This window comes from Methylobacterium sp. SyP6R, assembly GCF_019216885.1.
Classification (GTDB): Bacteria; Pseudomonadota; Alphaproteobacteria; order Rhizobiales; family Beijerinckiaceae; genus Methylobacterium.
In genome coordinates this window covers 3,724,758-3,748,826 of record NZ_JAAQRC020000001.1, presented here as the reverse complement: position 1 = coordinate 3,748,826, position 24,069 = coordinate 3,724,758, and the positions used below count along the sequence as shown (strand labels likewise).

At 70.8% G+C, this 24,069-nt stretch carries 19 protein-coding genes; 8 read left to right on the top strand and 11 right to left on the bottom strand.

What is annotated here, in order from left to right; all coding sequences use genetic code 11:
* Window positions 1–154: 154 nt before the first annotated feature.
* The gene (locus HBB12_RS17335) at window positions 155–1,657 is read right to left on the bottom strand and encodes an NAD(P)/FAD-dependent oxidoreductase (RefSeq protein ID WP_236990487.1); all 1,503 of its coding nucleotides are present in this window, start codon (window positions 1,655–1,657) and stop codon (window positions 155–157) included.
* A gap of 189 nt (window positions 1,658–1,846) precedes the next feature.
* On the opposite strand from HBB12_RS17335, the gene HBB12_RS17330 reads away from it, so the two are divergent.
* The 4 genes from HBB12_RS17330 to HBB12_RS17315 are packed head-to-tail and all read left to right on the top strand — an operon-like array spanning window position 1,847 to window position 6,070.
* Entirely contained in the window at window positions 1,847–3,682 is a 1,836-nt protein-coding gene (locus tag HBB12_RS17330) for a hypothetical protein (protein WP_236990486.1), read from the top strand.
* Window positions 3,683–3,685: 3 nt separating this feature from the next.
* Window positions 3,686–4,240, top strand: coding sequence for a hypothetical protein (locus tag HBB12_RS17325; RefSeq protein WP_236990485.1), 555 nt, complete (start codon window positions 3,686–3,688; stop codon window positions 4,238–4,240).
* 8 nt (window positions 4,241–4,248) lie between these two features.
* Window positions 4,249–5,556: a flavin monoamine oxidase family protein gene (locus HBB12_RS17320; RefSeq protein WP_236990484.1), complete on the top strand. Its 1,308-nt coding sequence runs from the start codon at window positions 4,249–4,251 to the stop codon at window positions 5,554–5,556.
* A 43-nt stretch (window positions 5,557–5,599) separates the two neighbouring features.
* On the top strand, window positions 5,600–6,070 hold the full coding sequence (locus tag HBB12_RS17315; protein WP_236990483.1) for a hypothetical protein: 471 nt from the start codon (window positions 5,600–5,602) through the stop codon (window positions 6,068–6,070).
* A gap of 390 nt (window positions 6,071–6,460) precedes the next feature.
* Here HBB12_RS17315 and HBB12_RS17310 read toward each other — a convergent pair whose 3' ends face one another.
* The 8 genes from HBB12_RS17310 to HBB12_RS17275 all read right to left on the bottom strand — a co-directional run bounded on the left by HBB12_RS17310 (window position 6,461) and on the right by HBB12_RS17275 (window position 17,598).
* Window positions 6,461–8,845 (bottom strand): CHASE domain-containing protein, encoded by a 2,385-nt coding sequence (locus tag HBB12_RS17310; RefSeq protein WP_236990482.1) that lies wholly within the window; start codon window positions 8,843–8,845, stop codon window positions 6,461–6,463.
* A gap of 107 nt (window positions 8,846–8,952) precedes the next feature.
* Window positions 8,953–9,420 carry a phospholipase A2 family protein gene (locus tag HBB12_RS17305; protein ID WP_442919367.1) on the bottom strand — a complete coding sequence of 156 codons (468 nt, stop codon included), beginning with the start codon at window positions 9,418–9,420 and terminating at the stop codon, window positions 8,953–8,955.
* A 175-nt stretch (window positions 9,421–9,595) separates the two neighbouring features.
* Window positions 9,596–11,920 carry a Tex family protein gene (locus HBB12_RS17300; protein ID WP_236990480.1) on the bottom strand — a complete coding sequence of 775 codons (2,325 nt, stop codon included), beginning with the start codon at window positions 11,918–11,920 and terminating at the stop codon, window positions 9,596–9,598.
* Between the two features lie 77 nt (window positions 11,921–11,997).
* Window positions 11,998–12,426 (bottom strand): hypothetical protein, encoded by a 429-nt coding sequence (locus tag HBB12_RS17295; RefSeq protein WP_236990479.1) that lies wholly within the window; start codon window positions 12,424–12,426, stop codon window positions 11,998–12,000.
* Window positions 12,427–12,832: 406 nt separating this feature from the next.
* On the bottom strand, window positions 12,833–13,813 hold the full coding sequence (locus HBB12_RS17290) for a DMT family transporter (RefSeq protein WP_442919287.1): 981 nt from the start codon (window positions 13,811–13,813) through the stop codon (window positions 12,833–12,835).
* Window positions 13,814–14,099: 286 nt separating this feature from the next.
* The gene (locus tag HBB12_RS17285; RefSeq protein WP_236990478.1) at window positions 14,100–14,318 is read right to left on the bottom strand and encodes a YbdD/YjiX family protein; all 219 of its coding nucleotides are present in this window, start codon (window positions 14,316–14,318) and stop codon (window positions 14,100–14,102) included.
* A 5-nt stretch (window positions 14,319–14,323) separates the two neighbouring features.
* Window positions 14,324–16,387: a carbon starvation CstA family protein gene (locus HBB12_RS17280; RefSeq protein WP_236990477.1), complete on the bottom strand. Its 2,064-nt coding sequence runs from the start codon at window positions 16,385–16,387 to the stop codon at window positions 14,324–14,326.
* Window positions 16,388–16,848: 461 nt separating this feature from the next.
* Window positions 16,849–17,598 (bottom strand): response regulator, encoded by a 750-nt coding sequence (locus tag HBB12_RS17275; protein WP_442919286.1) that lies wholly within the window; start codon window positions 17,596–17,598, stop codon window positions 16,849–16,851.
* 514 nt (window positions 17,599–18,112) lie between these two features.
* Here HBB12_RS17275 and HBB12_RS17270 point away from each other — a divergent pair.
* The 4 genes from HBB12_RS17270 (at window position 18,113) to HBB12_RS17255 (ending at window position 22,422) form a co-directional block, all read left to right on the top strand.
* Entirely contained in the window at window positions 18,113–19,285 is a 1,173-nt protein-coding gene (locus HBB12_RS17270; protein ID WP_236990475.1) for an FIST N-terminal domain-containing protein, read from the top strand.
* Window positions 19,286–19,316: 31 nt separating this feature from the next.
* A complete protein-coding gene (locus HBB12_RS17265) occupies window positions 19,317–20,648 on the top strand; it encodes an ATP-binding response regulator (RefSeq protein WP_236990474.1) in 1,332 nt (443 codons plus the stop codon).
* A gap of 278 nt (window positions 20,649–20,926) precedes the next feature.
* The gene (locus tag HBB12_RS17260) at window positions 20,927–22,099 is read left to right on the top strand and encodes an SDR family oxidoreductase (protein WP_236990473.1); all 1,173 of its coding nucleotides are present in this window, start codon (window positions 20,927–20,929) and stop codon (window positions 22,097–22,099) included.
* Window positions 22,096–22,422, top strand: a complete 327-nt coding sequence (locus HBB12_RS17255) for a DMT family transporter (RefSeq protein WP_236990472.1) — start codon at window positions 22,096–22,098, stop codon at window positions 22,420–22,422. Before HBB12_RS17260 ends, HBB12_RS17255 begins: the two co-directional genes overlap by 4 nt.
* Before the next feature lie 6 nt (window positions 22,423–22,428).
* Here the strand turns inward: HBB12_RS17255 and HBB12_RS17250 are convergent, their stop codons facing one another.
* Together HBB12_RS17250 and HBB12_RS17245 are read right to left on the bottom strand one after the other, a co-directional pair.
* Complete coding sequence (locus HBB12_RS17250) at window positions 22,429–23,013, bottom strand: TetR/AcrR family transcriptional regulator (protein ID WP_236990471.1); 585 nt, start codon at window positions 23,011–23,013, stop codon at window positions 22,429–22,431.
* Window positions 23,014–23,585: 572 nt separating this feature from the next.
* Window positions 23,586–23,993, bottom strand: coding sequence for a tautomerase family protein (locus HBB12_RS17245; RefSeq protein ID WP_236990470.1), 408 nt, complete (start codon window positions 23,991–23,993; stop codon window positions 23,586–23,588).
* Between the last annotated feature and the right edge of the window lie 76 nt (window positions 23,994–24,069).

The window sequence follows — 24,069 nt, the reverse complement described above, 5'->3', positions numbered from 1 at the left end:
GGGTCTTCATCGGGGCGAGTGTGCGGGGGCTCGTGCCGGCTCCATAGTCGAGGGGCGGGGTCCTGTGAAGCACCGACGCCGCCGCGGGCCCCGGAACGGGTGCAGTTCGGCTCCGTTCGTCCCGCATGGCGGCGCTCGCCCGCACCCGGAGGGGTCACGCCACCTTGCGCGGCACCATCCGCTCGCTGCCCAGGGCCTCCTGGGCCCCCGACAGCCCGGCCTCGGCGTATTCGGCATCCTCGTTGACGTTCCACACGTCGAAGCGCCGCTCGCCCAGCAGGATGTTCCGCGCCGTCAGCATCGCGGTCATCATGGCGTGGTCCTGGTTGTTGTACTTGTGCATGCCGTTGCGGCCGACGAGGTGGAGGGTCGGGTAGCTGCCTTCCAGATCCCGGCGGATCGTCGCGACATGGGCGCGGTAGGCGTCGTCGTAGACCGGATAGGCCTTGGGCTGGCGCACCACGCAGGCATCGACCACGCTGGCCGGATCGACGAGGCCGATCAGGCCGATCTCGCGGCGGGCCAGCGCGATCAGCTCGGAATCGGGCGCGTTCCACAGCCCGTCGCCCTCGAAGCAGAAATATTCGAGGCCGAGGCAGGCATAGGCCTCGTCCGGCACCATCTCGGGCGACCAGGAGCGGAAGTTCTGCACCCGACCGACCTTCACCGCCGGATCATGGACGTAGATCCAGTTATCGGGAAAGCTGTCCTTGGCCCGCGCGATCAGCGCCACGGTGACGAAGTCGCGGTAGCGCAAGGAACGGGCCTGGAAGGTGCTGAGCGGCGCCGGGCGGATGGCGCCGACGAGCTCGCGGATCGGCGCCGAGGAGACGACGTTGCGGGCCGTGAAGGTCTCGCGGCTGCCATCCCCGCGCCGGGCGCTCACCGTCCAGAGCTTCGTGGCAGAGTCGTAGGACAGGCCGTCGACCCGCCGGTCGAGCAGGACCCGGCCGCCGTTGCGCTGGATCGCGGTGGCGGCCGCGTCCCACATCATGCCGGGGCCGCGGCGGGGATAGCGGAACGATTCGATCAGGGTCTTGATCACCGGGCCGTCGCCGGCGGCCGGCCGGTGCAGGCCGAGGGAGCGCTTGAGCCCGTCGCGGATCGCGGCGCCGAGGTCGAGCCCCTTGATGCGCTGCGCCGCCCAGTCGGCCGAGATGTCGTCGCAGGACATCCCCCACACCTTCTCGGTGTAGGTCTTGAAGAAGATCGAGAACAGCCGCTCGCCGAACTGGTTGCGGACCCACTCGTGGAAGCTCTTCGGGTCCTTGATCGGCCGGGCCCGGGCCCAGAGATAGGAGGCGACGCAAAGGCCGCTCTCGACGATCCCGAGGTTGCGCAGGGCCTCGAAGGCCTTGAGCGGGTAGGCGTAGGTCTTGCCCTTGTAGTAGATCCGCGACAGCCGCGGCCGCTCGATGAAGTCGTCGGGCAGGATCTCGTTCCAGAGATCGACCACCTCCTTCGCCTTCGAGAAGAAGCGGTGGCCGCCGATGTCGAACAGGAAGCCCTTGTATTCCACCGTGCGGCTGATGCCGCCGACCTGGGTCGCGTCGCGCTCCAGCACCACGACGTCGCGGCCGGCCTTGGCCAGCATGTAGCCGGTGGTCAGGCCCGCCGGTCCCCCGCCGATCACCAGCGTCTCGGTGTGAAGGCTCATCGCTCGGGCTACTCCGGGGCGGTCACGGCCGTGTCCGCTTGAAGGACGGGGCTCCAAGGACGTGACTCTCTTGCCCGAGCTTTACCGTCCGGATGGTAAAGAACCGCTCAACCGCCCGCGCTAACCGGGGGGTAAGGGCGATCGTGCGAAGCGGTCGGTGCCCCGCCTTTCGGCCCGCAGGATCCCGCCATGGTCGCCGCTCCGCTCCCGCAGGCCCGGTCCGGATCGGAGGCGGTGCAGCGTTCACCCTTCGAGCGCCCGTGGGTCGTCTGGCTCATCGTGCTGGCCGGGTTCGTCGGCGTGGCCTCCTGGTCCGACCTCGTCGCCGCCTTGCGCGACCTGCGCCTGCCGGACACCGACGACGCGATGCGGCTCGTGGAGGTGCGCGATTTCCTCGCCGGCCAGTCCTGGTTCGACCTCGTCCAGCATCGCCATGCCGGCGCGCCACCGATGCACTGGTCGCGCTTCGTCGATGCGCCGATCGCCGGCCTGGTCCTCCTGGCCCGCGCCGTCGCCGGTCCGGTCCGGGCGGAGGGGATCGCCGCGGCGTCGTGGCCGCTGCTGCTGCTGCTCCTCTACGCCACGATCCTCTACCGGGGCGTGTGGGCCGCCTTCGGCTGGCGCGCGGCGGCCTTCGCGATCTTTGCCGGGACGCAGGCCGTCTTCGTCACCAGCCTGTTCGCCCCGGGGCGGATCGACCACCACAACGTCCAGATCTGCGCGATCCTGCCCCTCGTCCTGCTGCTTGCCCGGCAGGCCCCGACGATGCGGGACGGGGCGTTCGCCGGCGCGCTCGCGGCATTCTCGCTCGCGGTCGGGCTCGAAGGGCTGCCCTTCATCGCCGGTGCCGGCCTCGTCCTCGCCGGCGCGTGGCTGCGCGACGGGCGCGCCGCCCTGCCGCCCTTCCGCGGCTTCGGCCTCGCCCTCGGCCTTCTCGCCCCTGTCCTCTTCCTCGCCCAGACCGCCCCGTCCCTCTGGACCGCGACCGCCTGCGACGCGCTCTCGCCACCCTGGCTCTGGCTCGGGGCGGCGGCGGCCGTCACCGCGGCGGCGGCGACTCTCGTGCCGGACGGGCCGGGACCCGGCGGCCGGGGCGTGCGGCTCGGGCTGCTCGCCGCCGGCGGCGCCGTCGCGGTCGGGGGTTTCCTCGTCCTGTTCCCGGCCTGTGCCGCCGGGCCGTTCACCGGCATGCCCGATCTCGTGCGTCAGGACTGGCTGGTGAAGGTGCGCGAGATGCTCCCGGTCTGGCAGCTCGCCCGGATCGCGCCCGACGCGGCCCTCGCCGGCCACCTGCCGGTGCTGATCGGCGCCGTGACGGCGAGCCTGTGGGCCTGGCACGGGCGGGACCCCGCCCAACGCCGCCTGATGGCCGGGACTGCCGGAATGCTCTGGCTCGGCGCGGCCCTGGGCGCCGCGCAGTTCCGCGGACTCTACGTCGCCGGTGCCTTCGTGCCCCTGGTGGCCGGGCCGGTCCTCGACCGCGCCGTCGCGCTCCTGCGCGCCCCCGAGGCGACGACGCGCCGCCGCATCGCCGCCCTGGCGCTCAGCCTGTCCCTGTGCGGCAAGGTCTGGCTCCTCCTCGCCACGGCGCCGCAGGTGCTGGCGGGCAACGGCAAGGCCTTCGAGACCGAGCACGCCGCCTGGCGCAGCTGCAGCGACCGCCGGGCGATTGCCGCCCTCGACGCCCTGCCGCCGGGCCTGGTCCTCGCCGAGATCGATCTCGGGCCGAGCCTGCTCCTGCACAGCCACCATTCCGTGGTGGCGGCCCCCTACCACCGGGCGCTGCCGGGGCTGGCCGCCTCGATCGAGGCGTTCCGGGACGAGAACGCCCTGGCCACGGTCGCCGCGCGGATGGGGGCGGACTACATCGTGGCCTGCTCACTCCCCGCGAAGCCGGGCGAGGGCCTGAGCGTGGCGGATCGTCTCGGGCGCGGAGAGATCGCCCCGCCCGGGCTGGAGCCGGTCCCGGTGCCGGACACGCCCTACCGGGTCTGGCGCCTCGCATCCGGGCCTGCGAGAGGCTGAACCGTGACCGGGCGTATCGCCGCACTCTTCCTGCTCGCCCTCATCGCCGCGGCCCTGGCCGCGGTGGCGGTGGCGGTCGCCCGCGGCGAGGAGCCCGGCGGCATCGAGGAGGTCTGGATCGCCCTGTTCGGCCCGCCCGATCTCGGCCCGGTCGATTTCGCGTCTTTGCGCCGCGTGCCGTCCCGGAGCGATGCGCTGGCCTGCGCGGCCGATATCTGCCCGCTCGCCAGGGCCGACGCGGTGCCGCCGGACTTTTTCGTGGCGGGCGCGCGCCTGCGCGAGATCGTCCGGGCGGTGGCCGAGCGCCAGCCGCGCACCGCGCTCGTCTTCACCGACCGGTGGGGCGAGCAGGACCGCTACGTCGCCCGCACCGCTCTATTGCGCTGCCCCGATACGATCACGGTCGAGATCGTCGGCCGCGGGGAGGGCCGTTCCAGCCTCGCGCTCTACATCCGCAGCCAGGCCGGCTGCCCCGTCCCGGCGACGAGCCTCGGGCGGCTGACCCGCTGGCTCGACGGGATCGCGGCGGCGGCCGGAATCGAAGCGAACAAGGGGTGACGACCCGCATGCCGCGCGCAGCCCACGAGCATCTGAGCCCCACTTCCGTCCCGCCCCTGGCGGCCCTGCCCGCCGAGCCGGACGTCGCGGTGATCGGCGCCGGGGCCGCCGGGATCGGCGCGGCGCGCCGGCTCCTCGCCCGCGGCCTGACGGTCGCCGTGCTGGAGGCCCGCCCGCGGCTCGGCGGCCGCACCGTCACCACGCCGTTGCGCGGTCATCCGGTCGATCTCGGCGCCCACTGGCTCCATGCCGGGCCGATCAACCCCCTGGTGGCCCTCGGTTTCGAACGGGGCGAGCCGCTGCGGCGGGCCGCACAGGAGAGCCATCTCTGGATCGGGCGTCGTCCGGGCCGTCCGGCGGAGGAACTCGCCTTCGGTCGCGCCTGGTCCGTCGCCGACCGGGCGATGACCGACGGCGCGCGCTTGGGGCCCGAGGACCGGCCCGCCGCCGAGGCCCTGCCGCCGGGCCTCGGGCCCTGGGGCAAGCGGGTGTCTCTGGTGCACGGCCTCGTCTCGGGCCGGCCGCTGACCGAGATCAGCCTGCACGACTTCCCGAGCATGGAATACGGCGACAACTTCTTCATCGCCGGCGGCTACGGCGCCTATCTCGCCCGCCTCGCAGCCGGGTTGCCGGTGGCGCTCTCGACCCCGGTCACGGCCCTCGACTGGGCCGGGGAGGGGGTGCGGCTCGATCTCGGGGCGCGCGGGACCCTGCGGGCGCGGGCGGCGCTGATCACCGCCCCGATGATGGTGTTGCAGGAGCCGGCCCCGGCCTTGCGCTTCGCCCCCGACCTGCCGGGCCCGGTGCGCGCGGCGATCGACGGATTCCGCACCGGCATCTACGAGCACGTGGTGCTGCACTGGCCGTCCTCGCCGTTCCGCGGCCGCGACCGGCTGGCGAGCCTGATCGGCGGCCGGCTCCAGCCGCCGGGCCTGCTGACGCGGGTCGACGGGACGCCGTTCCACTATTTCGAGCTCGACGTGGCGCTGGCCGCCCGCCTCGACGCGGCCCGCGCCGGGGCCGACGGCGCGCGCCGGCTGGTGCGCGAGACCCTGGCCGAGCAGGTCGGGCGCGGCTTGTTGCGCGACCTTGCCGTGCCGGCGGTGACCGAGTGGCGCCACGATCCCTGGTCGCGCGGTTCCTGGGCGGTCGTGCCGCCGGGCCATACGGGCGCCCGCGACCTCCTGAAGGACGCGGTGGCCGAGCGGATCTGGTTTGCCGGCGAGGCCCTGTCGCGGGAGCAATGGGGCACCGCGGGCGGCGCCTTCGCGGAGGGCGAGCGGGCGGCCGACGCGATCGCGGCCGCTCTCCACTAAAATCCATGGTGGGATTGCGGCCGGGGCTTCCTACATTCCCGCCATGCTCACACGCCTTCTCACCATCCTCGTGCTCCTCGGCCTGTCCTGCACCGCCGAGGTCCACGCGCAGCCCATGACCCGCAACGTGCTCAAGGGCGCCTGCGAGAAGCTGGTCATTGCCGGCAAGGACGTCAGCCCGACCTGCGGCGAGAGCATCGTCAACACGGTCCAGGGCCGGCGCACCTCGTTCGACTTCACCTCGAGCGACGGCACGACGGTCAGCTTCAGCGGCACCGGCATGCCGCAGGACCGCCAGGAGGAGGTCGGCGTCGACGCGCTCCAGCCGGTGAGCGCCGTGATCCTCACGGTGAAGGGCCAGGATGGCGGCATCACCCGCGACACCCTGATGACCGTCGGCTCCTGCCGCTTCCCGCAAGCCGCGCCGGGCCGCTCCACCGTCGCCTGCGCGGCCGATACCCAGCGCGGCCGCTTCGAGGGCACGTTCACCACGGTGAGCGAGGCGGGGAAGTAGCGGCTGTCATGATCCGGCGCTGCGAGGCGGGATGACGCCTTGCCCCGCGACCGGGTGTGTTGGAGCCTGTTTGGTTGGGATGCTCATTCCCATACGCGACCTCATCCTGAGGTGTCAGTCCATCGAAGATGGACTGACCTCGAAGGAGGCTTCCAGGGATCGTAGTGGTTTCTGGAGCCCTCCTTCGAGGTCAGTCGATTTTCAATCGACTAATACGAAATCCGGAAGATCACTTCCGGATTTCGTATCATCAGCCCGCGCGGCGCCTGAGCGAAGCCGCTTTCCGCATCGCGAAGCGATCAATCGGAAAGCGTATAACACCTCAGGATGAGGTCGCGTATGGGATAGAACAATTCGTCACGATGCTGCCTTGGCAAGTCAAGCAAACTCTCAAGGCGCGATCATCTCCCGGATGCGCGCGGCCAGGGCATCGACCGCGAACGGCTTGGTCAGGACGGCCATGCCGGATTCGAGCCGGCCGTCGCCGAACAGGGCGGCCTCCGCGAAGCCGGTGATGAACAGGACCTTCAGGTCAGGCCGGTCGACCCGGGCGGCATCGGCCATCTGGCGCCCGTTCATGCCGCCGGGCAGGCCGACATCCGTCACCAGCAGGTCCACCCGCGCATCCGACTGGAGCACCCTTAAGCCCCCCGCACCGTCCGCGGCCTCGATCGCGGTATAGCCGAGGTCGTTCAGCACGTCGGCTACGAGCATGCGCACGGTCGGCTCGTCATCGACGATCAGCACGGTCTCGCCCGCCTCGGCCTGGGGCAGGGGACGCTTCCCGGGATCGGGCCCGTCCCGGTCGGCCTCGCCCCGGTGCCGCGGCAGGTAGAGGCACACATTCGTGCCGGCGCCGACCTCGGAGGTGATCCGCACCTGCCCGCCGGATTGCTTGGCGAAGCCGTAGATCATCGACAGGCCTAAGCCCGTGCCCGCACCCATCGGCTTCGTCGTGAAGAACGGGTCGAAGGCCCTGGCGACGATCTCCGGCGGCATGCCGGTGCCGGTATCGGTCACGCAGAGCGACAGGTACTGCCCCTCCGGCATGTCCTGCGCCTCGGCCTGCCGACGGTCGATCCAGCGGTTCTCCGTCTCGATGACGATCCGGCCGCCTTCCGGCATCGCATCCCTGGCGTTGATGCAGAGGTTCAGGAGCGAATTCTCGAGCTGCGAGGGATCGACGAGCGCGGGCCAGAGGTCGTCCGCCCCCCGGTGCCGCAGGTCGATGCCGGGGCCGACGGTGCGCTGGATCAGGTCGAGCATCCCGTCCACCAGCCGGTTCACGTCGACGGCCTTGGGCGCCAGGGTCTGGCGGCGCGAGAAGGCGAGGAGGCGGTGGGTCAGCGCCGCGGCCCGCTTCGAGGCGCCTTGCGCGGCGGCGATGTACTTCGCGACGTCCTTGGAGCGGCCCTGGCCGATGCGGGTCTCGATCAGCTCCAGCGCGCCGGAGATGCCGGCGAGCAGGTTGTTGAAGTCGTGGGCGAGCCCGCCGGTGAGCTGGCCCACCGCCTCCATCTTCTGCGACTGGCGCAAGACTTCTTCCATGCGCGCGCGGTCCTCGCCGGCCTGCCTCAGGCTCTCGGCCGCCTCGCGCAGGTCCCGCGTCCGATCCTCGACCCGGGCTTCCAGCGAGGCGTTGAGGCGGCGAATCTCGTCCTGCGTGCGGCGCTGCCGGAACGCGGCGAAGCCCAGCAGCGCTGTGGCGAGGAGGCCGCCGCCGCAGATGAGGGCGATCTCCGGCAGCGCCGAGGCGCGCCGCGGGGAGACGCGCTGCTCGAACACCACGGTCCAGGTGCGGCCGCCCAATTCGATCGTCGCCTCGCGGGTCAGCCGGCCGGCCACCGTACCGGGATTCTGCCTGGAGCGGTGCAGCAGCGTCGCCGCGCCCGGCGCGCCGTCATAGATGGCGAAGGCGGCATCCTCCTCGGCCTCGGCCGCCACGATGCTGTTGAACAGGTCGTCGGCCCGGAAGGCCCCGAAGACGAAGCCCAGGTAGCGCCGCCGCCGCTCGTCGAGCTCGGCGGGCACGGTGCCGCCGGCATAGACCGGCATGGCGACCAGGAAGCCGGCCTGCTTGTTCGCGTCGATCTCCTGCACGAGCTGGATCCGCGCCGAGGCCGCCGGCAGGCCGGTGTCGCGGGCGCGCTCGACCATGTCGCGCCGGACCGGATCGGACATCACGTCGTAGCCGATGGCGGCCTGGTTGCGCGGGTTCGGCGGCTCGGCGAACAGGATCGGGCTGAGCGTGGGATAGTCGCTCGGCGGGCGCACGCGAAAGCCCGGCACGCCCAGGGCCTCCGCCTTCGCGGCGAAACGCTCGCGCTCCGCGGCCGGAATGGCCGGCGTGAAGCCGATGCCGAGGAAGCCCGGATACAGGGTCTGGAACTCGATCCGCTGCACGTAGGCCCGGAACTGCGCCAGCGTGACGGTGTCGTCGTTGGCGGCGAACAGGCCGGCTCCGCCGCGCAGGAGCGCGGTGTAGGTCCGGAACTGGTCCTCGACCGTGCGCAATTCGATGTCGGTGGCGTGCAGGAAGGTCAGGTGGTCGCGGACCTCCGCCGCCCGCCAGATCAGGGCTGTGCTGAACGCCGTCGCGATCAGGCCCGCGGCCAGGATCGCGTGCGGGATCCAGCGCGCCGCCCGCGGCGCCGGAGGGAGCGGAGGGGCCGTCGTCTCGACGCGGACCTGCGATGAGGGAGTTGCGTGCAAGGGGGAAGCCGGTCGGATCGAGCGGCCCGTCGCGACGGACGGGCGGGTGGCAGGCGGGCTCATGATGACATCACCATGATGGCGTCACCCGGGCGGCTTGGCGAGCCGTCCGAGGGCGGTGGACGGTCGGTCGGGATGCATTCCGCAAGGATATGTGCACCGGCCGGCATTCAGGGCGCGCGGCACTCCATCGCCCCGGTGGCCTCGATCACGCTGAGGGCCCTGCGACGCACCTCCAGCGAGGCGCTCCCGCTGTCCGCGACCACCGACGCCTCGCGCTTCAGCGCCGCATCGCAGGCGCACGAGCTGTACCCCGCCGCATCGTAGCAGGCGTCGTGGCGCATGCAGGCGGCGTCGAGGTCGTCGATCGGGGCCAGGCCCTCGCCGCGTTGCCCCTTGCCGCAGTAATTGCCGTGGAACAGCGCCTTGCCGGCGACGACCCCGCCGAGGTCGCCCTTGGGAGGGGCCGGCTCCTCGGGGCGGCCGCCGGGATTGAGGTCGTTGGCAGGCCCGCCGGCCCTCGACCCGGAGGCGCGCAGGGTCTTGGGGATGGCGGATCGCTCGCCGGGCCCGGTCGGGGCCTCGCTCCCCTCGACGACGGACGCCGCGGGGTCGTCCTGGACGTCCTGCGCCAGGATCGGGTGCGGGCAGGCCGCGAGCAGCAGCCCGAGCAGGGCGAGGACGGGTCGTCTCAAGGAGGGCTCCCGGATCAGCGGCCCCCAACTCGAAGCTCTGCTGTTCCGTTCCAGCCATTGCCTCGATACGGTTACGGGAAGCCTTCCTGCATCCGGGCGCCCGCCGGCCTCCCGGCGGTCAGCGCCGCGACCCGCGATCGAGCCCCGCCTTGCGCAACGCATCCGCCAGCGCCCCGCCCCCCGCCGGCTCCTCGCGGCGGGGTTGCGGACGCGGGGCGTCGCGGCGGGGCGCGTCGCGGTGCTGGCCGCCCTGCTCCCGGGCCGGGCGGGCGCCGACCTCGTCGTCGAGGCGCAAGGTCAGCGAGATGCGCTTGCGCGGCACATCCACCTCCAGCACCTTGGCCCGCACCACGTCGCCGGGCTTCACCACCGCGCGGGGGTCCTTCACGAAGGTCTTGGACAGGGCCGAGATGTGGACGAGCCCGTCCTGGTGGACGCCGATATCCACGAAGGCGCCGAAGGCCGCGACGTTGGTCACCACACCCTCCAGCACCATGCCGGGCTTGAGGTCGCCGATCTTTTCGACGCCCTCCTGGAAGGTCGCGGTCCTGAAGGTCGGGCGTGGGTCGCGGCCGGGCTTTTCCAGCTCGGCGATGATGTCGGTGACGGTCGGCAGCCCGAAGGTCTCGTCGGTGAAAGTCCTTGGATTCAGGCCCTTGAGCACCGCGCCGTTGCCGATCACCGCCTTGATGTCGCTCTTCGTCGCCTGGAGGATGCGGCGTACCACCGGATAGGCCTCCGGATGCACGCCGGAGGCGTCGAGCGGGTCGTCGCCGTTCTGGATCCGCAGGAAGCCCGCCGACAATTCGAACGCCTTGGGGCCCAGCCCCGCGACCTTCTTCAGCCCCGAGCGGCTGCGGAACGGCCCGTTGCTGTCGCGGTGGCTGACGATGTTCTGCGCCACCCGCTCGCTGAGACCCGAGACCCGGGCGAGCAGCGGGCCCGACGCGGTGTTCACGTCGACCCCGACGCCGTTCACGCAATCCTCCACCACCGCGTCCAGCGAGCGCGACAGCTTTCCTTCCGCCAGATCGTGCTGGTACTGGCCGACGCCGATCGCCTTCGGCTCGATCTTCACCAGTTCCGCCAGCGGATCCTGGAGACGCCGGGCGATCGAGACCGCGCCGCGCAAGGACACGTCGAGCCCCGGCAGTTCCGCGCTGGCATAGGCGGAGGCCGAGTAGACCGAGGCGCCGGCCTCCGACACCATCACCTTGGTGAGCTTCAAGTCCGGCTGCTTGGCGATCAGCTCGGCGGCGAGCTTGTCGGTCTCCCGCGAGGCGGTGCCGTTGCCGATGGCGACGAGTTCCACTCCATGGGCTCGGCAGAGCCTGGCCAGCGTCATCAGCGAGCCGGTCCAGTCGCGGCGAGGCTCGTGCGGGTAGATCGTGTCGGTCGCCACCACCTTGCCGGTGGCATCCACCACCGCGACCTTCACGCCGGTGCGGTAGCCGGGATCGAGGCCCAGCGTCGGGCGCGCGCCGGCGGGCGCGGCGAGCAGCAGGTCGCGCAGGTTGCCGGCAAAGACCCGGACGCCTTCCGTTTCCGCCGCGTCCCAGAGGCGCGCGCGCAGGTCGAGCTCGATCGAGAGCCTGAGCTTGGTGCGCCAGGCCCAGCGCACCGCCTCCATCAGCCAGCGGTCGCCGGGCCGGCCGCGATCCTGGATGCCGGCGGAGAGGGCGATGCGGCCATCGTAGAGGCTCTGCGCGTCGACGCCCTCGGGTGCCTCGTCGAGGCGCAGGTCCAGCACCTCTTCCTTCTCAGCCCGGAAGAGCGCGAGGACCCGATGCGAGGGGAGGCGGGTCAGGGGCTCGGAGAAGTCGAAATAGTCCGAGAACTTGGCGCCTTCCTGCGCCTTGCCCTCGCGGACCTTGGACACGAGCTTGCCGCGGGTCCAGAACGCCTCGCGCAGGTGCCCGAGCAACTCGGCATTCTCGGAGAACCGCTCGACCAGGATGGCGCGGGCGCCCTCCAGCGCCGCCTCCGGGGTCGCCACGCCCTTGGCTTCGTCGACGAAGGCGGAGGCTGCCTGAAGCGGCACCTGATCGGGGCGCGAGAGCAAAGCCTCGGCGAGCGGTGCGAGGCCCGCCTCGCGGGCGATCTGCGCCTTGGTCCGGCGCTTCGGCTTGAACGGCAGGTAGAGGTCCTCGAGCCGGGCCTTGGTGTCGGCGGCGAGGAACTGCCCCCGCAAGGCATCGTCGAGCTTGCCCTGCGACTGCACGCTCTCGAGGATCGCGGCGCGGCGCGCTTCCAGCTCGCGCAGGTAGCGCAGGCGCTCCTCCAGATTGCGCAGCTGCGCGTCGTCGAGGGTGCCCGTCACTTCCTTGCGGTAGCGGGCGATGAACGGCACCGTCGACCCGCCGTCGAGCAGGTCCACCGCCGCCTTGACCTGCCATTCCTGCGCGCCGAGTTCGGTGGCGATGCGCTGGGTGATGCTGGACATGACGACTCCGCGATTCCGGGGCGACGGGGAGGCGTGTCCTTACGGGGGTTGGGGGCGCGTTGGAAGGGTGGGGTGGATCAGGCAGGCGGATCGTCCGACGCTGCCGAGGCCTGTCGGCGTGCTCGCTTCCTCCAGGCGTCGCGCTCCGCACGGGTGAACAGGGCAGCAGAGGTGATGGTGGTCAGCGCCATGACGGGAATTGCCAGGACGGCGGCGAGGATGAACGGGTGATATCCGCCCGGCAGGCGCCAGAGCCGCGCACCGTCGAGAAGGGCCAGGACCAAGCTGATCTGGGCGCTGATTTTCCAGTCCAGCCGCGTACCGACCGAAAGACGCCGCTCCGCGAGGGGCAGCGTGATCGCGACGATGATGGATGACCACGCCACCAATCCGGCAACGAGCGGAACGACGACCGGATCCAAGGTGCCTTCGAGCACGGCCCGGGCGACGTTGTAGAGAATGGCGGCACTGAGCCCTGTCGCTAGCAACACGACAAACCTGGGCATGGCGTCCTCCCTTCAAAGATACAGCGATCGTCTCCGAGTCTCTTCGACTTCCTCGACAGTCTTGACACCCTCCGCGTCATTCCGGGGCCGCGAAGCGGAGCCCGGAATCCAGAAACACGAATGATTCAGAATCGAGCGGAGATCGTTCTGTCTTCTCCTGAAGCACCTGAGTGTCTGGATTCCGGGCTCCGCTGCGCGGCCCCGGAATGACGAGGAGGGTGTCGATGCCGTCGAGGCAAGCAAAACGGGCTCTTGAGGACATGATCCTGCCGTTTTGCCCCTGGGTCAAGGCAGGACCATGTCGCCCCTGCCCGAGACTTATTCCAAAACGAAAACGGACGGTCGACTTGCGTCGGCCGCCCGCTGTCACGATGAAGGGTCCGAGCGCACGATGGGAGCAGACCCCTCAGCGCACCCCACCCGCCGGCAGCACCCCGGTCGGGGCCGGGACGCGGCGCATGCGCTCGCGATGGGCGGTGTAGAGGCCGCTGCCGCAGATCACCAGGACGCCGAGCCCCATCACGGCGTCCGGCACGGTGCCGAAGAACAGGAAGCCGAGGAGGCCGGCCCAGATGATCTGGCTGTAGGAGAACGGCACCAGGGTCGAGGCCGGGGCGTGCCGGTAGGCGATGGTGACGATCCAGTGCCCGGCGGTCGAGATGAAGCCGATGGCGGCGCCGATCGCGACCTGGTTGAGGTTCGGGGTCTCCCAGACGAAGGGCACGAGGACCGACAGGATCAGGAAGCCGACGATGGCCGACCAGGTCATGGTGGTCTGGGGCGCGTCGTAGCCGTTGATCTTGCGGGTCACCACCAGGGCGCCGGCCCAGAAGAGGGCCGAGACGATGGGGAGCAGGGCCGCGGTCTGGAACGCGCCGGTACCCGGCCGCACGATGATGAGGACGCCGAGGAGCCCGACGAAGGCCGCGGCCCAGCGCCGGGCGCCGACCTTCTCGCCGAGCACCGGGATCGACAGGGCGGTGACGAAGATCGGCGACACGAAGGCGATCGCCGTGGTCTCGGCCACCGGCAGGACGCGCAGGCCCGCGAGGAACAGCAGCGACGAGGCGACGAGGGCGATGCCGCGCACCACCTGCAGGCCCGGCCGGGCGCTGCGGAACGGCGAGGCGCCGCGCTTCATCTGCGCCCGCACCAGGGCGGCGGCCAGCATCACCGCCAGGAACCCGACATAGCGCAGCCACGCCACCTCGATCCCGGAGAGCTGCCCGGTGAGGTACTTGGCGGTGGCATCGGAGCTGGACAGGAAGACGGTGGAGACCACCACCAGCACGATGCCGCGCAGCGGCTGGTCGCCGAGCAGGGCCGGCAGGGCCGGGCGGGCGGACGGGGCGGCGATGGGGAGCGTCAGGGAGGCCACGGGTGTCACGGCGGGTGTCGATGAGGGGCCTCATCTGTAGCACCGCCCCGTCCGGCCAAGCCGTGCCGATTGCGCGCCGCGGCCATGCTGCCGGATCAGCCCTAGTTAAGGCGGGCTTTACCCGATCGTGTCGGGGCAGCGGCGACTTGCGAGAGTGTCGCCATCATCCCGCCGCAAGCGTTACGGGTGTATCCTGAAAGACTCGTGAACGAAATTCGTCTTGGCCGGAACCGGATCCGGCATTGCGTGTTGTTTTGCCCGCGCAAGGTTAAGACCCTTGCGCGGGCAAGCAGATTCAGCAGCAGCGGAAGCCGCCGCGGCCGCCGACGCCGAACCGGGCGTTCTGGCGCTCGCGGAAGAACTCGGTCGGGGTCATCGGCTGCTGGTCGGGGTGGGTCTTGCGGATATGGGCGACGTAGGTGTCGTAGTTGCCCTGGCCGACCATCAGCCGCGCGCCGTCGCAGACGCAGCGCGTCAGGGTCGTCCAGCGCTCCCGCAAGGTCTCGGCATCCATCGGCTTTACTCCGCCGCCGCCGGCACGATCCGCGGATCCGCCTCGACGGCGGTCCACCGGTCGGCCCGGTAGGCCTTGAGGCAGGCCTGCACGCCGAAGGCGATGATCGCCACCACGACGCCGACGAAGACCAGCGCCAGCACCGCGTCGATGCGGTCGTTGAGGACGATCTGGCGCATCTGGTCGGCGGTCTTGGCCGGGGCCAGCACCTTGCCCTCGGCGAGCGCGGTCGCGTAGCGCTCGGCATGGGCCAGGAAGCCCACCCGCGGATCGGCGGAGAAGACCTTCTGGAGGCCGGCGGTGAGCGTGCAGGCGACGAGCCAGAGCGTCGGCACGATGGTGACGAGGGCGTAGCGCTCCCGCTTCATCTTGAAGATCACCACGGTGCAGAGCGTCAGCGCGATCGCCGCCAGCATCTGGTTCGAGATGCCGAAGAGCGGCCACAGGGTGTTCACGCCGCCCAGCGGATCGGTGACGCCCTGGTACAGGAAGAAGCCCCAGGCCGCGACGCACAGACCCGTCGCCACGATGCTCGGCCCCCAGGACGAGGTGTCCTTGAAGGCCGGCACCGCGACGCCGATCAGGTCCTGGAGCATGAAGCGTCCGGCCCGGGTCCCCGCATCGACCGCCGTGAGGATGAACAGGGCCTCGAACAGGATGGCGAAGTGGTACCAGAACGCCATCATCGCCTTGCCGCCGACGACGTTCGAGATGATGTGGGCCATGCCGACCGCGAGCGTCGGCGCGCCGCCGGCCCGCGAGATCACGCTGTGCTCGCCGACATCCGCGGCGGTCTGCTTGATGGTCTCAGGTGAGATCGGGAAGCCCATGGCGGTGACCGCCGCCGAGGCGCTCTCGGGCGTGGTGCCGATCACGGCGCCGGGCGAGTTCATGGTGAAGTACACGCCCGGATCGATGACGGTGGCGGCGACGAGCGCCATCACGGCGACGAAGGACTCCATCAGCATGCCGCCATAGCCGATGAAGCGGGCATTGACCTCGTTGTCGATCAGCTTCGGCGTCGTGCCCGACGAGATCAGGCTGTGGAACCCTGAGACCGCGCCGCAGGCGATGGTGATGAACAGGAACGGGAACAGCGAGCCCGACCAGACCGGGCCGGTGCCGTCGACGAACTTCGTCACCGCGGGCATCTGGAGATGGGGCGCCAGCACCAGGATGCCGAGCGCCAGGCCGACGATGGTGCCGATCTTGAGGAAGGTCGAGAGGTAGTCGCGCGGCGCGAGCAGCAGCCAGACCGGCAGGATCGAGGCGACGAAGCCGTACCCGATCAGCATCCAGCAGAGCTGCGTGCCGGTGAAGGTGAACATGGCCGCGAGCGTCGGGTCGGCGGCGACGGTCTGGCCGTAGAGGATCGCCGCCATCAGCAGCACGAAGCCGAGGATCGAGACCTCGCCGATGCGGCCCGGGCGGATCCAGCGCGAATAGACGCCCATCAGCAGCGCGATCGGGATCGTCGCCATCACCGTGAAGGTGCCCCAGGGGCTCTCGGCCAGCGCCTTGACGACGATGAGCGCCAGCACCGCCAGGATGATGACCATGATCAGGAAGGCGCCGAACAAGGCGACGATGCCGGGAATCGTGCCGAGCTCGGCGCGGATCAGCTCGCCGAGCGAGCGGCCGTCGCGGCGCATCGAGACGAACAGCACCATGAAGTCCTGCACGGCGCCGGCGAGCACCACGCCGGCGAGGATCCAGAGCAGGCCCGGCAGGTAGCCCATCTGCGCGGCGAGCACCGGGCCGACGAGCGGGCCGGCGCCCGCGATCGCCGCGAAATGGTGGCCGAACAGCACGTATTTGTCGGTCGGGACGTAATCGAGCCCGTCATTGTGGCGGACCGCCGGGGTCTGGCGGGTCGGGTCGAGCCGCATGATGCGGTCGGCGATGTAGAGCGAGTAGTAGCGGTAGGCGATCAGGTAGACCGAGACCGCCGCGACGACGATCCAGAGGGCGTTGATGCTCTCGCCGCGCTGCGTCGCCACCACGGCGAGGGCGGCGGCCCCGAGCGCGCCCACGAGGGCCCAGGGTCCGTGCTTCCGGACGGCAGTCATGAGGGTTTCCTCCCGGCTCCGCCGCCGGGCTCACGACTTGCTTCGGCGGCTTCCTTCGACTTTCGGGTAAAGGAAACGTCGAGAGCTGCCAATGCGGCGACGGGTCGAGGGTGCCGCTCGGAAATTAGACTTTCGTCGCAGGCCTGAAGGAGCGGCGGCGCGGCGCCGGTTGGTCATGAACTGACACGCCGCATCGGCGTCCTGAATTGGTCTTGGGCGCGCGCCAGGGCCGTCGAAGGGGGTGGACATCGGGCGTCTTCTCTGCGGCGGACCTGCGCGCCGCCGCCGGGAGACACGCTCGATGCCAGCCCTGCCGGCCGGCCGATCGTCTCGCGGTTGCCCTTGGCCCGACCGCAATCTCGGGATGAGAGTGCGGGCGGGATGACGTCAAGCAATCGAGCCGGCGCCCCGTGACCGGACACGGCGCTGCCGAAGAGCACTCCGCCTCGAACGGGACCCGCTCAGCTCGATGGCAAACCCGCCAGGATGTGATCGTAATCCAAATTCGCGGTCTCGATCACGATCTGGGTCCGGCTGATGACCCCGAGCTTGCGCAGGATCTCCGAGACGTGCGCCTTCACGGTCGAATCACCGACGCCGAGCTCGTGGGCGATCTGCTTGTTGAGCTTGCCCTGGCGGATCATCAGCAGCACCCGGACCTGCTGCGGGGTCAGCTCGGCGATGCGCTCGGCGATCGGCGCCTTGCCGGCCTTGCGGCCGGGGGCCTCGGCCGGGCCCGACACGCCCTCGGGCACGAAGACCGCGCCGTTGAGCACGTCGGTGATGGCGCGGATCAGCACCGGCTTGCCGGCGGCCTTCGGCACGAAGCCGGCGGCGCCGTGGGCGAGCGCCTCGCGCACGATGCGTGGATCGTCGAGCCCCGAGACCACCAGCACCGGGATGCGCGGGAAGCGGGTGCGGATGGCGATCAGCCCGTCGAAACCGTTGACGCCCTGCATGGTGAGGTCGAGCAGGGTCAGGTCGATCGAGCGGCCGCGGGACAGGGCCGCGCAGGCGCTCTCGATGCCGTCCGCCTCCTCGACCTCGGCGGCCGGGAAGGCGAGGCGCACCGCGCTGCTCAGGGCATCGCGGAACAGCGGATGATCGTCCACGATGATCAGGTGCATGTCCGACCCCTCGGCGACGGGCGTCGGCGCCCCGTCCGGCCGTGGAAGAGACACCCCGGGGGCCGAACTGGTCAATCCCACCATCGCAGCGGATCATCCTCTCGCAGGCACGCAGCCGCGGCGCAAGGGCCGCGCGGCGCACGCTGGTAGATCGGGCACAGCAAAACCGCCGCACCCTTAAGTCGAGGTAAAAATTACCATGCGGCTCCCTCAGCAGCCACCATGCTTTGGTATGGAGCCGCGGCGACCGGCCCGGCCCTGCACATTGGTCCAATGGTGGCTGGCGCCAAGCCGGTCCTATCGTCGTGTGACCTCGGCGGACGAAGGACCTCCTCAACCGCGGAGTGGGTGGGAGCGGAGCGTGGCATCTGGCGGCGGCGTCGCGTGGGGCGGCGCGGCCGCTGATCGCGGGGGCGATCGCCCGTCCGCCCCCCAGCGCAGGCGCGGCCGCCGCACCGGCCGCGCCTGCGCACCCGTTTTCCCCGATCCGGGCCCCGTTGCGGGGGGGCGTCCGGGAGCCGTTGCCAGTCGCTCGCCGCCGCCGCATAATGCAGGCCAATGCCGCTACGGAAATCGGCGTGTCGGGAGGGAGATTTCGGTGCGGGGACACTCGGCGCAAGGCACGCGCACGCGCTCGCATCGCTGCGGGATCCAGACTGCCTGGACCGAGGCGGCCGGGGCCGAGGCCGCCGTGGCGGCGCTCGCCGCCTCCCTCGACGTCGCCCGCATCGCCCATCTCGTCATCTTCTTCTCGCCGGTCTACGGAGTCGAGGCGCTGAACGCCGCGCTCGCCCGCGCCTTTCCGGGGGTGCGGGTCGCCGGCTGTACCTCCTCGGGCGAGATCAGCCCGATGGCCGGGCTCGACCGCGGCCTCGTGGCCATCGCCTTCCCGCACGAGGGCTTCCGCATCGCCTCGACGGTGCTGGAGGCGGTCGACAACCTCGACGCCGAGCGGGCCGCGGCCTCGATCCGCGGCTTGCGCTGCGCCATGGAGAAGATCGGCCGCGGCGGGCAGCGTTTCGCGATCTCGCTCATCGACGGCCTCGCCAATGCCGAGGAGACGGTGATCGCCGCGATCGGCTACGGGCTCGACGGGGTGCCCCTCGTCGGCGGCTCGGCCGGGGACGAGCTGACCTTCTCCGAGACGGCGCTGATCCATGACGGGCAGGTGCATCGCCGGGCCGCGATCCTGCTGCTGATCGAGTCCGATTTCCCGGTCGAGATCTTCAAGAACGACAATTTCGAGCCGACCGGCGTCAAGTTCGTCGTCACCGAGACCGACCAGGAGCAGCGCACCGTGCGCGAGCTCAACGCCGAGCCGGCGGCGGTCGAGTACGCCAATGCGCTCGGCCTCGATCCCGACGCGCTCACGCCGACGAGCTTCGCCGCCCATCCGCTGGTGGTGCGGGTCGGCGGCGACTATTTCTGCCGCTCGATCCGCCACCTCAACCCGGACCAGTCGCTGAGCTTCCACTGCGCCATCGAGAGCGGCGTGGTGCTGACTCTGGCGCGCCAGAAGGACCTGGTCGAGGCGACCCGGGAGGAGCTGGCCCGGCTCGATGCGCGGCTCGGCGGCGTCGATCTGGTGATCGGCTTCGAATGCGTGCTGCGCCGCCTCGACGCCGAGATCCACCAGGCCCGCCACAGCATCGCCGAGCTGTACCGGCACTACAACGTCGTCGGCTTCGAGACCTATGGCGAGCAATACCGCTCGATGCACCTGAACCAGACCTTCACGGGCATCGCCATCGGCCGGCCCGCCGGCCCGTGAGCAGGGACGAATCGGGGGCAAGTCGGGCGTCATGACCGAGGACGTCGCGGCCCTCCACCGCCGCATCGCCAAGCTGGAGCGCATCAACGCCGCCCTGATGTCCCAGGTCGAGCGCACGATGGACCAGCGCGGCAGCGCCTATTCCCTGTTCCAGACCGCCATCACCCTCGAGGGCCAGGTCCGCTCCCGCACCGAGGAACTGACGGCGCTGATGCGCAGCCTCGAGCGCTCGAACCAGGCGCTCACCGCCGCCAAGGAGGAGGCGGAGCGGGCCAACCGCTCGAAGACCCGCTTCCTCGCCGCCGCGAGCCACGACCTGCTCCAGCCCCTCAACGCCGCCCGGCTGTCGATCTCGGCGCTGGCCGAGATGCGGATGGGGCCGGAGCCCCGCATCGTCGTCGGCCAGGTCGAGCGCGGGTTGCAGACGATCGAAGACCTGATCAAGACGCTCCTCGACATCTCGAAGCTCGATGCCGGGCTGATCCAGCCGGTGGTGCGCCCGGTGCGGGTCGCCGACGTGCTGGAGAGCATCGAGGCGAGCTTCGGGCCGCTCGCCGCCCGCAAGGGCCTGCGCCTGTCGGTGCGCGGCGGCCGGTACTGGGTGTCGAGCGACCTCGTGCTGCTCCAGCGCATCCTGCAGAACCTGGTCTCGAACGCGATCCGCTACACCGCCGCCGGCGGCGTGCTGGTGGCGGCCCGCCGGCGCGGGCCCGAGATCCGGATCGACGTGGTCGATTCCGGCTCCGGCATCCCGGAGGACGAGCGGGAACTGATCTTCGAGGAGTTCCATCGCGGCGGGCGCGAGAGCGTCGACGGCGAGATCGCGCTCGGCCTCGGCCTGTCGATCGTCCGGCGCTCGGCCCAGGCGCTCGGGCATCCCTTGAGCCTCGAATCCCGGGTCGGCCACGGTTCGCGCTTCAGCCTGCACCTCACGCCCTGCGCGGCCGAGCCCCCCCGGCCCGCCCCCTCGCTGGTGCCGCCGACGAGCCTCACCGGCGCCCGCATCGCGCTGATCGAGAACGACAAGGCGGCGTTGGAGGCGCTGGCGCGGCTCTTCCACGGCTGGGACGCCAACGCCTTCGCGGCCCGCGACCACCTGAGCCTGGTGCGGCTGCTCGGGACGACCTGGAGCCCGGACGTGGTCGTCGCCGATTTCCACCTCGACGGCGGCGCCTGCGGCCTCGACACCGTGGAATGGCTGCGCTCCGTCCACGGCCACGACATCCCGGCGGTCATCACCACCGCCGACCATTCCTCCGAGGTCGAGGCCCGGGTGCGGGCGGCGCGCTGCGAGCTGGTGCACAAGCCGCTCAAGCCCGCCCAGCTGCGGGCTTTGCTCGCTCATCTGCTGAGCCGCGGCTGAGCCCGCGCTGCGATTGTTTCCGAAGGATGTCTGAGTCGCGCGCCGCCGTGATCCGCGGCGGACGAACGATCTTGCATGCTATGACATATACCGTTTGGCCTATATCCATAGTTTCTATTGTGTTTCTTGGATCGTTTTTGCTCAGACGGACTAACCAAAACGAGAAATAGACGGTTGCTCTGGCGCAACATACTGCGTGAATGAGAGGATGATGCCGCCAGGGTGGATTTATTGCCTGATCGTCTGTGGCATCTCTCCAGGGCACGGGGAGGTCCAGCGTGGCACGGATATTACTGACGGGCGCAACCGGTTTCCTGGGCGGCGCCGTCCTTCATCAGGCCCTGAGCCGGCGCGACGGTGCCGAGTGGGTCTGCCTCGTGCGCTGCACCAGCGTCGAGCAGGGCCGGCAGCGGATCGCCGCGCGACTGTCGCGCTTCACCGACCCGTTCACCGCCCAGCGCCTCGCGCGCCTCGTCGAGGTGGTGCCGGGCGACTTCACCCGCGCCGACCTCGATGCCGACCCGCGGCTCGATTCGATCACCCACGTTCTGCACCTGGCCGCCGATACCTCGTGGTGGGGCGAGGAGCGGGTCAGCCGCACCAACCACGACGGCACCCTGGCGCTGGCCCGCCGCGCCCGCGCCATGCCGCGCCTCGTCCGCTTCCTGCACGTCAGCACCGCGATGATCTGCGGCGCCGAGGCGCCCTCCCTCGTCGAGGAGGCGGCCTATCCCTCGCCCCAGGCCCGCCACCTCGTCGCCTACACGGTCTCGAAGGCGGCGGCCGAGACGTCGCTTGCCGGCAGCTTCTCCGACCTGCCGATCGTGGTCGCCCGCCCCTCGATCGTCGTCGGCCATTCGACCCTGGGAGCGGCGCCGAGCTCGAGCATCCTGTGGGTGATCCGCGCCGCCGACCGCCTGCGCCTGGTGCCGTGCGCGCCCGAGAGCGCCGTCGACATCATCCCGGTCGACTGGGCCGCCGACAGCCTGCTCGGCCTTTTGCGCAAGCCGCAGCTCGCGCATAACCTCTACCACGTCTCGGCCGGCGAGGGCGCCCGGGCCCGCTGGGACGACCTGATGCGCGCCTTCGCGGCGGCCGACCCGGCGGGCGGCCCGCGCGACGACTTCATGCGCTTCGACCTCGCCGCCGACCGGGCGCTGCTGCGCCGGCGCTTTTCCGAGACCTTCGGCCTCGACGGGTCCCTGAAGCAGGCGATGCTGCGGGCGGTGCGGGCCTATTACGCCTTCTGCTCCCTCGACCTGACCTTCTCGAACGTGCGGCTCCTCGCCGAGGGTTTTTCTCCGCCGCCGTCCTTCACCGACTATCTCGCGGTCTGCCTGGAGAACGCCCCCGAGATTGCCGAGCAATTCGCCGACGACCTCGAGATGTTCGTGGCGCCCGATCCGGCTCAGGGGCCCGCGCCGGTCCTGCCGCGGACGGCGCGCGCATGAACCCGTTCCTGATCCTCGCGGTGGCGATCGGCGCCGAGATCACCGCGACGCTCGCCCTCAAGGCCGCCGACGGCCTCACCCGCCCGGGCCCGACGCTCCTCGTGGCGCTGGGCTACGGCACCGCCCTGTGGCTGATGTCGAGCAGCATGGACATGCTGCCGATCGGCATCGTCTACGCGATCTGGGCCGGGGTGGGCATGGTCGGCGCCGCGCTCGGCGGCGCGATCCTGTTCGGCGAGCCGGTGACGCCGCTGATGATCCTCGGCATCGGAGTCATTGCGGTCGGCGTCGGCATCCTGGCGGCGGCCCAAGTTCACACCTGAGCGAGGTCACGCCCGAGGGCGGGTGACGGCGTCGAGCACCTGCACGGCGCCGTCGATCGCCGCGCGCATCGCCGCCTCGTCCCAGTGCACCCGGGCGAGCACGTAGCCGCCCTCGACCACCGCGATCAGCATGGCCGCGAGCGCGGCGGGCGCGATTCCCGCGGCGAGGCCGCCCGCCGCATCCGCCTCCTCCAGGCTCGCGCGCAGCTGCGCCTGGATATGCCCGACATAGGCCGCGACCGGCGCGCGCAAGGCCGGCTCCTCCATGGCGGATTCGTTGGCGAGCCGCGCCAGGCGGCAGCCGCGCAAGGCCTGCCGCTCGCGGGTGAGATAGGCGCGCACGCGGTCGAGGGGCGGGGTCCCGGGCGAAAACAGCGCGTCGATCACCGCGATCTCCTCCTCGGCCATCTCGGCGAGCGCCGCGGCCGCCACCTCCCGCTTGCCCGGGAAATGGTGATAGAGGCTGCCCTGGCCGGCGCCGCTGCGCGCCAGCACGTCCCGCGGGCTCGTCGCCTCGTAGCCGCGCTCCCACAGCAGCGCCTTCGTCGCCGCGACGATCGCCTCGCGCTTCGATGATCCTGGCCGTGCCACGTCCTGTCTCCTGCCGGTGGGCAGGGCTGTCCAAGGAAGGTGGAATGACGCGGGCTTCTCCCTCCCCCCTCTGCGGGCTAGCGGATTCACACTTTTCCTCTGAATGCTAACCCATTGAAGGTAAGCGCGCTTCCCCTCCCCCTGGCGATCCCGGGCTTGCCCGGTATCGCTGCAAGTTGTGGGAAGGGGCTAGGGGTGGGGGTGGTGCAGAAGGCACCGCTGAGCCTTATCTGGCACCACCCCCACCTCCGGCTCCTCCCCACAAGGGGGAGGAGAGGCGCGCTACCTTTGAGGGGAAAGCGCTCAAACCGAGATGTGTGAACACGCTAGCCTCTGCGGGGGAGGGTGCCCCACGGAGTGGGGCGGGAGATGGGAGCCACGCTTCCGGAAGTGCCTGAGCCGTTCTGAAGGGCGCCAAGCCCTGCAATCGTCGCGCTGCCCCTCTCCCGACCTACTTCGTAGGCCACCCTCCCCCGCAGAGGGGGGAGGGAGAGACCTGCGCTATATCTGTCCCCGGACAGCCTTGCTGCGTCGGACGCGGTATGCCGCGACGCGTCCCGCCCGGCCAGCCCTCAGGCCCTGCCCGCGAGATGCGGCGGCGCGGCATCGGCGTACTGGGCGATGCCGTGGCCGAACGACCAGTTCTCCCGGGCGATCTCGACCAGGGTCACGAACACGTCCTCCGGCCGGATCCCGACCCCGCCGAGACTTTTCGCGATGGCCTCGAACAACGCCTTCTTCTGCGCGACGCTGCGCCCGGTCGAGAGATGGACCTGGATCATCACCAGGTCGTCGCTGCGGGCGATACCCAGGTAACCCGGATCGTAGATCACATCGTCGAATTGGTGCGACACGACGTGGAACCGGTCGTCGGGCGGGATGCCGATGCTCTCGACGAGGGCGGCGTGAACCGCATCCGCGATGGCGCGGCGCTCCGGTGCAGGGCGTTCGCGCTTCAGTGTCAGGGTGACCAGGGGCATGGGAAGGTCTCCGCGGCTGCCCGAGCAGCCTCGATCCTTTTATTGTACCTACTGGTATGTATGGAAGTGCGGCCCG